Genomic DNA, 12871 nt, shown 5'->3' with positions numbered 1-12871 from the left:
GCAGAGGTTGGGGGATCTGTGCTGGGGGAACTGAATACTGTCCTGACCGAGCGGGACGCGGTTTTCGCGTCCCTTGACCGGCTGTTAGCTGACGCATCCCTTGCGCGGAGCCGAGTGGCGATCGTCGAGGGACCTGTCGGCAGCGGCAAAAGCGCGCTGTTGCACGGTTTTCTGGAGGCCGTCGAGGGTGCGTCGACGACAGTGCTGAGAGCAACAGCTTCTCGGCGCGACCAGAGTGTGCCTTTGGACGTATTGGCACAACTCGGTCAAACCACGCGGCTGCCACAGCCGCTACGCGTCAGCCTGAACGACAGGCTCACCGCGATGATGGCCCGCGCCTCCGACATGGACAGCACGGACAGCACGCTCAGCCACGACTCCGTCGCCGACTTGCGTGAAATCCTGCTGGCGCTGGTGGATCTGGCCGAGGACCACCAGATCGTGATCGGTATCGACAATCTGCACTACGTCGACGAGCCGTCGTTGCGCTGTCTGTCATACCTTGTGGCGCGATTACAGCAGGCGCGTGTGCTCGTGGTGCTGACACACGATGCCGGGCGCGATCTGACCAATTCGCCGCATTGTTCCGAACTGCTCAACCAGCCCCATGCCACCCGGCTCACGCTGGACATGTTGTCCCTCACTGGCGTCACCGATCTGATCGCCTGCCAGCTCGGCGAGCACGAGGCACGCAGGCTCGCGGCCGACTTCGCCGATGTCAGCGGCGGAAATCCGCTGGTGCTGAACAACTTGATCAGGGACCACCTGTCCGGAATAGGCCAGTATCCGCACGGCTACAGCCGGGCGTTGTTCAGTTGTCTGGTCAACAGCGACCCGGAAACCCTCGCGATCGTCCGGGCGCTGGCCGTACTGGGCTCCGGCGCCTCGCTCACCGACCTCGCGTGGCTGGCAGGTGTCGAGGAATGGCGGACCAGCGGCGAACTGCACTGGCTCAACGCAGCCGGACTGTTGCGTGGGGCCGCGTTCCGGCATCCCGCGGCGGCGGCCGACATCGTCGGCGACATGTCGAAAGCCGAGCGGGACCACCTCCGGTTGCGAGCCGCGGAACTGCTGCACACCCATGGCGCACCCGCGGCCGCCGTCGCACAACAACTGGTGGCTGCGGGACAGGCAGACCGCCCGTGGGCGTGCAAGGAGTTACTGGCCGCGGCGGAAGACGCGTTGGCGACCAATCGCGTGCGCGCAGCGGTCGACTACTTCGAACTCGCCCGGCAAACCGATGCCGACGGTCCGGCGAAGGCGGCCGCCCTCGCCGGGTTGAGCCGGGCCGCGTGGCAGCTGGACCCGTTGTCGGCCGACCGGTATCTCGACCCGCTGATGGCGCGGGTTCCCCCTGATGATCTCGATCCACGCGACCTCGTCGAAACGATCTTGCAGCTGTCCTGGCGCGGCGACATCGGCTCGATGACGATGCTGCTCGACGAGCTGGAGCGCCGCGCGCAGAAGGCTCAGGGGTTCGGCGCCGAAGACATCCAGGGCATCTCGACCTGGCTGACGTGTCTTTATCCGGCTTATGCCAGGGCTCGCAAACCTGTCGGCCTTGGCGTGAAGACGCCTGCGGAGATCCCTCAGCCCAACCCGTGGCTGACTGCGGCAAGCCTGGCCAACGACCTTGTCCGCGGTCACTCGGGCAACATCGCCGCCCAGGCCGAGAAAGTACTGGAGACGGTCCCGCCCGACACCGTGTCGCTGTGGAGTGGCGAGGCGGTCGTGCTGGCCCTGCTTTGCCTGGCATATACCGACAAACTGGACCTGGCGACGAGTTGGTGCGACCGGCTGCTCACCGACTCGACGGGTCGCGACACGCCAACGCGCAACGCCTTGCTCACGGCGGTCAGTGCCGAGATCGCGCTGCGGGAAGGGGACTTGACCAGCGCCCTCAGCAAGGCTGAGGCAGCCATGACCATCGTGTCGCCGCGCGGCTGGGGCGCGGCGCTCGGGCTTCCCTTGGGCTGTCTCATTCTCGCGGCAGTCCGGACGGGGCAACTCGACCTGGCGGCGAAGTACGTCGCATTGCCGTTTCCGGAAAAGATGCTGGAAAGCCGGTACGGCTTGCACTATCTCTACGCACGTGGCCACTACCGGCTGGCGGCAGGGCACGTCAAGTCGGCATTGGCCGACTTCTTGTCCTGCGGTGAGTTGACGAAGATGTGGGCCGCCCATGGCGCCGGCCTGGTGCCGTGGCGGATCGGCGCGGCGACGGCGTGGCTGCGTCTGGACAACCACACCCAGGCCAAGCAGTTCGCCCGGGATCAGCTCAGCAAGATCCCGCCGGGCAGTTCACGCCTGCGAGGACTTGCCCTGTGCGTACTCGCCGCAACCAGTGGCAGCGCGCAACGGGCTCGCCTGCTCGAGGAGGCAGTCGAACTGATCGAGGAATGCGGCGACAGGTTCGAACTGGCCACCGCGTTGACCGACCTGAGCAGTGCGTTGCGGGATGTCGGGGACCACCGCAACGCGCGGCGGATCTCTCGCCGGGCTTGGCATACGGCGAAAGCGTGCGGGGCTGAGGCATTGAGCCGTGAAATCGCACCGGAGCACGTTGACGACACGTCCGCGGCCACAACCCGTAAGAATCTCAAGGCACTGGCGACGTTGTCCGAACGGGAAATGCAAGTCGCGACGCTTGCCGCCGCGGGCTACACCAATCAGGAGATCGCTGCCCAGCTGTTCATCACGGCCAGCACCGTGGAACAGCATCTGACGAGGGTCTTCCGCAAGCTCAACCTCAAGCGGCGCCAGGACCTGGCCTGCGAGCTGCCGATGGTGTCGTGAACGACCGGCAGCCGCCGGGCCACCGGCGGTTGCCTCGCACCGCGATCACTGAGTGATGACTGGCCTTACCTCGACACCGCCGTCGACAACCGGCACGAGCTTGCCGATTTCGACCGCGTGGTTGATGTCGTCGGCCTCGATGACGAAGAAGCCGGCCAGCGACGCCGCGCTTTCGTTGAAGGGGCCGTCCGCCACCTCGTTGCCGCGAATCGATTTGGCAGTTATCGCCGACCGGGCCGAGCTGCCGTAGAGGATCTTCGCCCCGGCCTGCTCGACCAACGCCGGCAATCGCATGTGGGCTTCCAGGATCTCCGGCGCCACGTCGGCCGTGGTGTGCGGCACGGACCGCTCGTAGACCGTGATCATGAAGGTGTGCTCGAACATCGAAACTCCCCTGAATCGCCGTGCCGGGCAACCGTACCAGCACGGCGATTTTTCAGATACTCAGGTCAGATTCCCTCGATGGACAATGCGTGCCGGAATATCCCGTTCGGATCCCACCGTGATTTGACCTTCTGGAGTTTCGTGTAGTTGTCCCCGTAGAACAGGGCTGACCAGTGCACACCCGACTTGTTGAACCGAGGGTCCGAAATGTCGGTGTCCGGCCAGTTTATGTAACAACCCGCGGTCTGGTCATTGGAAACCGGAACGCCTCCGGTGGCCGAGAAGACATCCGCGTAGAACGCCCTGACCCAAGCGAGATGCTTGTCATCGTCGGCCGATTCGTTCCAGGAACTGATGAAGGACATCAGCACGATCGAGTCCCGCTGCGTGATCGCCGTCTGCGTCGGCCCAACCTCGTTGATCCGCCCGCCCCAGGTCGCGAGCATGACACCGGCAGCATGGTGCTCGTACCCCGGCTGTGTGAGATGCCGGTGCAGCGTGCTGACCTGGTCGTCGTCAAGCGGGGCCCGCAGGTACGCCGACTTGATCTTGGTGCGCAACCGTGCGGCGTCCAGGCCGACCGCCGCCGCCTCGTCGGGGATGTTCAGCACGCGGTACAGCCAAGGTTCGTTCTCCTGCCGAATCATCATGGGCTCCGGCAAGCCATCGGTCACCTCAGCCAGATAGGCCTCCAGCAGGTCACCGCTGCCCTCGGCCGAAGGATCGAGCCAGCCCATCAGCATGACCGCCCCACCCTCCTTGCGCAGCGCCGCCATCTCCCCGTGCACAACCGCTGTCGGCAAGCCGGGAGCCGCATTGCGCTCGCTCCAGCTCATGAAGTTCTTGACGAGCAAGGCGAACAGCGACTCGTCGAGCGCGTCCCACTGCCAGACCGCCGTGACCTGGGTATACGCGGTCGGGCTCGGGGGCAGGATGGACGCGGGGTCGTCGCCGCGGGCGGCGGGATCACGGAACCAGAACCGCGTGACGATCCCGAAGTTGCCGCCGCCACCACCGGCGTGCGCCCACCACAGATCGCGGTGCTCGTCGTCCTGCTCCCTCGTCGCCACGACGACATTCGCCTTGCCGTCGGCGTCGACCACGACGATCTCGATGGCATACAAGTAGTCCGAGATTGTCCCGTATTGCCGGGAAAGCACGCCGTTGCCGCCGCCGGTCACGTGCCCGCCGACACCTACCCCTGGGCAGCTGCCGCCCGGCAGCGTGACACCCCAGCCCATGTCAAGCACCTCGTACAGCCTGCCGAGCTTGACACCGCCCTGCACCACGAACGCCCGCATGTCCGCGTCGTAGCCGACTCCGTCCATCATGGACAGATCGATGACGGCCTCGACAGCGGGGTCGTCGATCAGGCCTTCGGCACAGTGGCCGCCACTGCGCACGGCGATTCGTTTGCCGTCCCGCACAGCCTGGTTCACGACATCGACCACCTGCTGCGTATCGCTGACCAGGTACACGCTGTCGGGAGTACCGACGAACCTGCGGTTGTACCCGCGCATCTGCAAGTCGGCGTAACGGCGGTCGTCCGGTTTGATCTCCACCACGGGTGGTGGCGCGCCCTGCGCTGAAAAAGTCATCTCTGTCCGGTTTCCTGTCACGCGAAATCAACAACCTGTTCGAAATCAAGGCGTGCGTCGCGCTCCCGCCACCCGTCCTCGGCGGCCTTGCCGAGATTGACCACGAGAATCGACTTCCACCGGCCCGTCGGGAAGAACTCCTCGTCGATGCCCTGCGGGTTGAAGCCCTTCATCGGGCCGGCGTCCAGCCCGACCGAGCGCACGGCGAGCACGAAGTACGCGGCCTGCAATGTGGCGTTGAAGATGCCGTGGTCGTCACGAAGCTCAGGCCGGGCGTCGTACGCCTCGCGCAGGCCGGGAACGATCGGGTACAGCATCGGCACGTGCTCGGTGTATTCGGTGTCCCTCGCCAGGACCGCCACGACCGGCGCGGAGTCGCTCTGCGGCTTGTTCGGCGGGGTCAGGTGCGGCAGCAGGCGTTGCTTGCCTTCCGGGCTACGCACGAACAGGATCCGCAGCGGGCTGACGTTGCTGCCGGTCGGTGCCCACTTCAGCAGCTCGTAGATCGCCCGCAGCTGATCGTCGGACACCGGCTCGTCGGTGAACTTGTACGTGGTGTGCGCTTCGGTGAAAAGCAACTTCTGCGCCTCCGGGGACAAGGCGTACACGTGCTGCAGGTCAGGGAGAGACGCGGTGTCTCCGGACATGATCACTTCACTTTCTGTTTCGGTTGTGCCGATTGGTCTTCTGCGAACGGACGCGTCATCGCTGTCCGGCGAGCACGGGGGCCGGGGCGAACGCACGCAACGGGTTGAGGGCTTCTTCGCCGATCCGCGCGCGCAGCCCTGGATCTGTCACGCCGAGACCAGGTTCCGGCGCCATGCAGAGCACACCGACCTTACCGATGTGCTCGTTGAGCTGGACCAATCTGGTCGCCTCGCCGACCTGTTCGAGCGGGTAGAGCGCGGACAACGCCGGCATGACCTGGCCGAGGGTGAACAGCCGCGCGCACTCCACCTGCTCCTGCAGGTTGGCGACGTGGCTGCCGACGATCCGCTTGAGCCGCATCCACAGGTAGCGGTTGTCGAACTGGTGCTGGTAGCCGGTGCTGGACCCGCAGGTGACGACCGAACCACCCCTGCGGACCACGAACAACGAGATGCCGAACGTCGCCCGTCCCACGTGGTCGAAGACGATGTGCGGGTCCTCACCGACACCTTGGCGGATCAGCTTTCCCAGCCGTTTGCCCTGGGCGATGACCTGGTCCGGGTCGGCGCCCGCGCTGCCGATGCCGATCTCGTCGCGGTTGATCACCAGGTCACAGCCCAGAGCTCGGGCAGCGGCCATCTTCTCCGCCGAGCCGACGACACCGACCGCGATCCCGCCGCCGTTCTTCACCATCTGCACCGCGTACGCACCGAGGCCGCCGGAGGCGCCCCAGATGAGCACCACGTCACCCTGCTTCATCCGCGCGCCACGGTCGCTGACGAGCATCCGGTACGCCGTTCCCGCGCACGCGGGCACGGTCGCGGCCTCCTCCCAAGTCAGGTGTCCTGGCTTGGGAATGAGCTGGCTCGCCCGGACCACCGTGTAGTGCGCCAGGCCGCCGTAGTTCGTCTCGAAGCCCCACGCGAGCTGGTACTCGCTGAGCATGCCGTCGGCCTGCGCGGCGGGCTCCTGGTCGTCGACGCACGCGGCGCTGACCATGACGTGGTCACCGACCTGCCAACGCCGTACCCCGGAGCCGACCCGGACGATCTGCCCGGCCGCATCCGAACCGAGTACGTGGAACGGCTGGTCGTGCCGGGTGTCCCAGCCGCCACGGCGGGCGGTGGCCTTGAGGAAGCCGAACGTCGACAGCGGCAGGAAAGTGGCCGACCAGACGGTGTTGTAGTTGATCGAGCTGGCCATGACCGCGACAAGCACTTCGTCCGGGGCCAGCTCAGGCATCGGGACCTGACCGACGTGCAGGGTGCGGCGCACGTCGCGGTCGGTCTCGTCGCCGAAGATGTTCTCGTCCTCGACCCGTAAGTGCGCGGCTGTGTACTCGGTGGGCAGTGGAGTGCTCGCGAGCACCTCCGGTGACGCCCCCGACAGCAAGGCTTCGGTCATGGGCATGTGGTTGACGTTGGTCATGTCGGTCATCCCCAGTAGTCGCTGACGATCTTCTGCAGTTCCGCCTCGTCCCGGATGAGGCGAGGTTCTTCCTTGCCGTCGACGATGCTCACCATCAAGTTGGCGGTGAGCATCACCTGGCCGTTGTCGACCACGCAGCGCCTGCGGCGGACCAACACGTCCTCGTGGATCGTGTTGAGCTCCGACAGCACGCCCCACTCCGAGGTGTCGCGCTCCTGAGTGGTCAGCCGGTACGCGATGCGCCACGGCTTGTCGTGCGTCTGGTACTGCAGAACGTGGTATCCGCCCTGGCGAATCAGCCTGAAGCCGATTCCCGCCTGTACGTCGGGCTCACCGGTGAACGGCACTGGGTCCATAATGGACACCCCGCCGTGCCCGACGTCGGCGAGCCACTCCGTGCCGTCTATCCGCACGCCGAGCACCGCGTGTTCGACGTCGGAGCCCCAGTTTCCACCGGGCAACAGGATGCCGGCACCCAGCAGCCGCACCTGGAAGCCCAGCTCGATGAGCAGCCGGTGGAACAGGAAGTTCAGGTCGGTGCAGATGCCACCGCGGCCGCCTGCCACCACCGTGTCGAACAACTCGTCCAGGTCGAAGTTGTGGAAGTCGGTGGTCTGCACGTAACCGTTGTCGTAGTGCAGTTTCAACTGGTGGCTGCGGTGGATCTGGCGCAGCGTGGCCACTGTCGCGCCGTCGGCGCCGGGGCAGCCGATGATCTCCAGGTACTTGTCCTTGTCGAACACTGTCCGTGTCTCCGTTCCTGCGTCAGCCGGCCGCGCCGAGGAGTTCGAGCAGCTGCTCGACGATCAGTTGCACTGTGGGGTGGTCGAACGCGAACGAGGGCGGCAGTCGCAGCCCGGTGAGCAACGACAGCCGGTTGCGCAGTTCGACGGCGGTCAGCGAGTCGTATCCGACCTCGAACAGGACTGTGTCGGGGCCGAACTCGTCGGCGCTGTCGTGGCCGAGGATGCCCGACGCTTCCTGGCCGACGAGGTCGAGCAGGATCCGCTCGCGCTCCGCGGGGGATGCGCCTGCCAGTTGTTCGGCCAGCTTGCTCGCCTTGGTCACGCCGTCGCCGACCGACCGCCTGCTGACCCGCAGAAGGCCACGCAACAGCGCGGGCACATGTCCTTCGTCGGCCAGCGCCTGCATCGCGGCGAAGTCGAACTTCGCCGGGGTGAGCACCGCTTCACCGGACCGCAGCGAGGCGTCGAACAGTTCGTTGCCTTCCTGTTCGCTGAGCGACAGGATGCCGAGCCGGTCGATCCGCTTGAGGTCGGTCTCGTCGAGGTGGTCGGCGATCTCCGAGCTGTCGCCCCACCATCCCCACGCCAGTGACGTGCCCGTCAGTCCGAGGGCTCGGCGGTGCTGGGCGAGTGCGTCGAGGAAGGCGTTGGCGGCCGCGTAGTTGGCCTGTCCCGGGTTGCCCATTGTGCCCGCCGCGGAGGAGTACAACACGAACGCGGCTAGGTCGATGTCCTTGGTCAACTCGTGCAACGCGATCGCCGCGTCCACCTTGGGGCGGAACACGGTGTCGAGCCGCTCCGGTGTCATCGCGGTCAGCACGCCATCGTCAAGCACGCCCGCCGTGTGCACGATCGCGGTCAGCGGAGCGTCCGATGGCACTCCGGCCAGTACGCCAGCAACGGCTGCGCGATCGGCGATGTCAGCGGCCACGATCTGGACGCGCGCGCCGAGTTCTGTCAGCTCCGCCGTCAGTTTCGCAGCACCCGGCGCGTCCGGGCCACGGCGGCTGACCAGAGTCAAGCTCTTGATCCCGTGCGCTGTGACCAAATGCCGCGCCAGCATCGCGCCCAACGCGCCCGTACCACCGGTGATCAGCACGGTGCCCGCCTGATCCAGTTGTCGTCCCTGTCCTGTCGGGACCGTCCGGACGAGCCGCGGCACGGACATCACGCCGGACCGCAGCGCTACCTGCGGCTCACGAGTCGCCAGCACGTCGGGCAGCACCCGCAGTGACTCGTCGGTGTCGTCCGTGTCGATCAACAACATCCGGCCTGGGTTCTCGGCGTGGGCCGATCGCAGCAGGCCGTTGACCGCCGCGGCAGCCAGGTCGGTGATCTCGTCGACGTCTTGGACCGCGACCGCGCCGTGCGTCACCGCGAGCAGCCTGGTGTCCTGCATGGCAAGTTCTCCCTGCCACGCCTGGACCACTTCCAGGACGCGCTCGGCGAGTGCCCGCACCTCGTCCGGGCCTGCCGGGTCGTCGCCGACCACGTCGAGCAACAACACTTCGGGGCTGTCCCCTGACTCGACGAGGGCTCGGACGTCCTCAGCAGTGGCGACAGGAACTGCGAAGAGCTCAGCGCCACGCTGTTTGACCGTGGTCGGTTCCCAGACCACCCGGAACAGCTGGTCCTGCGCCACGCCCAGGCCGGCGCTCAACTGCTGTGGGGACACCGTCCGGGAGATCAGCGCCTCCACCGACAGCACGGGGGCACCGGACACGTCGGCCACGCGCAGCCCGATTCCGTCGGGTCCTCGCGGGGTGAGGTGTACGCGGACCGTCGTGGCGCCGTTGGCATACAGCCGCACGTCGTTCCACGCGAATGGCAGTGCCAGCCTGGGTTCCTGCCCGGTGTCCGGCCGGAAGACCGCAGCGTGCAACGCCGCGTCCAACAGTGCCGGGTGGATTCCGTAGCCGTCCGCGCTGCCCGCCTCTTCAGGGAGCGTGACCTCGGCGTACACGTCGTCACCGCGCGTCCAGACTGCACGCAGTCCCTGGAACGCGGCGCCATATCGGTAGTTGGCTTCGGCCAGGTCCGCGTACGCGTACTTCGGGGCGTCGTCGATGGGCGCCGCACCGTGCGGTGGCCAATGCATCAGCTCGAAGTCCGGGCTGCTCGCGTCGGGTGCCAGGCGTCCGGACACGTGCCTGTTCCATTCCACGCCAGGGCCTGCGTCGGCATGCCGGGAGTACACCTGGACCGGCCGGTGCCCGAAGTCGTCGGCGGTTCCGACGCTGACTTGGATCTGCACACTGCCGTCCGCAGGCAGCACCAACGGGGACTCCATGATCAGTTCGGCCAGCAGCCCGCAACCGACCTCGTCACCGGCTCTGGCGACGAGTTCCACGAAGGCCGCGCCCGGAACCAGGGTCACATCGCCGACGCCGTGGTCGGTCAACCAGGGGTGCGTCCACCGTGACCACCGTGAGGTGAACAGCACCTGTCCCGTACTGGGAACTTCGGTGACCGCCCCGAGCATCGAGTGCTCCACTTTGGACAGCCCGAGGTCGGCGGGGTCACCGGTCGATCCCTTGCCGGACTCCAGCCAATACCGCTGTTGCTGGAAGGCGTAGGTCGGCAACTCCACCGGCAGTCCAGCGCTCTCGCCGAGGACCGTGTGCCAGTCAACGAACGTACCACCGGTGTGCAGCCTGGCCATGGCGGTCACGAATGCTCGAATGTCGTCGTTGTCCTTGCGCAAGGCGGGAACGAACACAGCGTCCTCCGCGACCTCCGCACCCATCCCGGACAACACACCATCCGGCCCCAGCTCGAAGAACGTCGACACTCCCGCCGCATGCAATGCCGACACACCATCAGCGAAACGCACTGTCCGCCGAACATGATCAACCCAGTAACCGGGTGAGGTCACCAGATCCGGGTCGGCGATCTCACCGGTCACATTCGACACCAAGGCGATCGTCGGTGACTTGAAGTCCAGCTTGTCCAGCACAGCGCGGAACTCGTCCAGCATCGGCTCCATCAAGCTCGAATGGAAGGCGTGCGACACGTTCAACCGACGCGTCTTGACACCCTCCGCCGACAACTTCTCCGCCGCGTCAAGCACATCCCGTTCCGGGCCCGAAATCACCACCGACGACGGGCCGTTGACGGCCGCGACATCCACCGGATACGACGACACCACCGACTCCGGCGCGGCAACCGACACCATCGCCCCACCCGGCGGCAACGCCTGCATCAACCGACCACGCGCTGCCACCAGCACCGCCGCGTCCTCGACCGACAACACACCCGCCACACACGCCGCGGTCACCTCACCAATCGAATGCCCGCCAACAAAATCCGCACCCACGCCCCATGACTCGACAAGCCGGAACAACGACAACTCCACCGCAAATAACCCAGCCTGAGCGAACACCGTCTGATCCAGCACATCAAACCCGAAGACGACATCCGCAACCGGCTGATCCACAAACCCGGCCAGCTGGGCATCCAACAACCCACAAACGTCATCAAAAGCTTTTTGAAAAACCGGGAACCGTTCATGCAACCCACGAGCCATCCCCACGCGCTGACTACCCTGACCGGTGAACAGAACGGCCAGTTTGCTGTCGGTCGCTGTGTTGACCGTGGATCGGCCCGCTGCCAACGCGGCCAAGCCGGTGAGTGCCTCATCCCGGTTCGCCGCGATCACCGCCGCACGTTCCGGCAGCAGCCCGCGGGTCCTGACCAACGCCCGGCCGACCTCAAGCAAGTCCACAGTGGAGTTTTCGGTCAGGAAGTTCGCCAGCCGCGTTGCTTGATCGGCCACGGCAGCCTGGCCGCGCCCCGAGATCAACAACGGCACCACCGTGTCCAGTACACCGGAGGTCTCATGCCCTGGCACCGGATCCGGCGCCTGCTCCACGATCACGTGCGCGTTGGTGCCGCTGACCCCGAAGCCGGACACCCCAGCCCGCCGTGGACGATCCAGCGAAGGCCAATCCTTGGCCTCGGTCAATAACTCCACCGCACCCGCGGACCAATCCACCTGCCGCGACGGCTCATCGACGTGCAATGTCTTCGGCATCACACCGTTGCGCATCGCCATCACCATCTTGATCACACCTGCGACACCAGCAGCAGCCTGCGTATGACCAATGTTCGACTTCACTGAACCCAACGCCAGCGGACGATCCCGATTCTGCCCGTACGCAGCCAGCAACGCCTGCGCCTCAATCGGATCGCCCAGCGTGGTACCGGTACCGTGCGCCTCCACAACGTCCACACCGGACGCGGTGATGCCCGCGTCAGCCAGCGCGCGACGGATAACCCGTTGCTGTGACGGACCGTTCGGCGCGGTGAGGCCGTTCGACGCACCATCCTGATTCACCGCCGAACCCCGGATGACTCCCCAGATCCTGCGCTTGTTGCGGATCGCGTCCGACAGTCGTTCCAGTACCAGGACGCCCGCGCCCTCGGCCCATCCGGTGCCGTTGGCCGAGGCTGAGAAGGACTTGCACCGGCCGTCCGGCGCGAGACCTCGCTGACGGGAGAACGCGACGAAAGCGTCGGCACCCGCCATCACCGTGACCCCACCAGCAAGAGCCATCGAGCATTCACCGGAGCGCAGCGACTGCACCGCCCAGTGCAGTGTGACGAGTGAGGACGAACACGCGGTGTCCACTGTGGCCGCAGGCCCTTCCAGGCCGAGGAAGTACGAGACCCGGCCGGACAGCACACTTCCCGCGCCGCCGATCATCAGGTAGTCGGCAACGCCATCCGGAGCGCTGCCGTCCTTGTCGGTGTATCCCACCGCGTAGTCGTGGTACATCTCGCCGGTGAACACGCCGACGTCCTTGCCGCGCAACGATGCCGGGTCGATGCCCGCTCGTTCCAGAGCTTCCCACGAGATCTGGAGCATCAACCGCTGCTGCGGATCCATCGCCAACGCCTCACGCGGCGAGATCCCGAAGAACCCGGCGTCGAAGTCGCCGCAGTCGACGAGGAACCCGCCTTCCTTGGCGTAGCTCGTACCGGGGTGGTCCGGGTCAGGGTGGTACAGCTTGTCCACGTCCCAGCCCCGGTCGGCAGGGAACTCCGTGATGCCGTCGGTGCCGGTGGACACCAGTTCCCACAGATCCTCCGGCGACGTGACACCGCCAGGGAAGCGGCACGCCATCCCGACAATCGCCACTGGGCTGGTGAGTTGGTCCCGCAACTGGGCGTTCTCGTTCTCCAGCCGCTCGTTCTCGATCAATGAAGCACGCAGCGCCTCGACGACCGTGCTGGTCGAACTGCTCATGCCGCTCTTCCCTCCAGTGGCGG

Annotated in this window: 6 protein-coding genes and 1 pseudogene; 1 reads left to right on the top strand and 6 read right to left on the bottom strand. The window is 66.2% G+C overall.

All coding sequences use genetic code 11. The features are described 5' to 3' along the window. The first annotated feature begins 18 nt into the window (after positions 1-18). Complete coding sequence (locus B9C43_RS36580; protein WP_200825862.1) at positions 19-2796, top strand: helix-turn-helix transcriptional regulator; 2778 nt, start codon at positions 19-21, stop codon at positions 2794-2796. Between the two features lie 45 nt (positions 2797-2841). Here B9C43_RS36580 and B9C43_RS36575 read toward each other — a convergent pair whose 3' ends face one another. The 6 genes and pseudogenes from B9C43_RS36575 to B9C43_RS36550 all read right to left on the bottom strand — a co-directional run. Continuing rightward, entirely contained in the window at positions 2842-3180 is a 339-nt protein-coding gene (locus B9C43_RS36575; RefSeq protein WP_084431359.1) for a YciI family protein, read from the bottom strand. A 65-nt stretch (positions 3181-3245) separates the two neighbouring features. Beyond that, the gene (locus B9C43_RS36570) at positions 3246-4778 is read right to left on the bottom strand and encodes an FAD-binding oxidoreductase (RefSeq protein ID WP_200825861.1); all 1533 of its coding nucleotides are present in this window, start codon (positions 4776-4778) and stop codon (positions 3246-3248) included. Between the two features lie 17 nt (positions 4779-4795). After that, entirely contained in the window at positions 4796-5425 is a 630-nt protein-coding gene (locus B9C43_RS36565) for a malonic semialdehyde reductase (protein ID WP_033389063.1), read from the bottom strand. Between the two features lie 55 nt (positions 5426-5480). Next, positions 5481-6854, bottom strand: a complete 1374-nt coding sequence (ccrA, locus tag B9C43_RS36560) for a crotonyl-CoA carboxylase/reductase (RefSeq protein ID WP_200825860.1) — start codon at positions 6852-6854, stop codon at positions 5481-5483. Positions 6855-6859: 5 nt separating this feature from the next. Beyond that, complete coding sequence (locus B9C43_RS36555) at positions 6860-7597, bottom strand: arylamine N-acetyltransferase family protein (protein WP_033389065.1); 738 nt, start codon at positions 7595-7597, stop codon at positions 6860-6862. Positions 7598-7619: 22 nt separating this feature from the next. After that, positions 7620-12743 (bottom strand): annotated as a pseudogene (locus tag B9C43_RS36550) (type I polyketide synthase); the annotation flags it as partial. Between the last annotated feature and the right edge of the window lie 128 nt (positions 12744-12871).

Origin of the sequence: Kibdelosporangium aridum (assembly GCF_900176515.1) — a bacterium.
Classification (GTDB): Bacteria; Actinomycetota; Actinomycetes; order Mycobacteriales; family Pseudonocardiaceae; genus Kibdelosporangium; species Kibdelosporangium aridum.
Note: the sequence above shows the minus strand (reverse complement) of the source record. Positions and strands in the feature narration are given on the sequence as shown.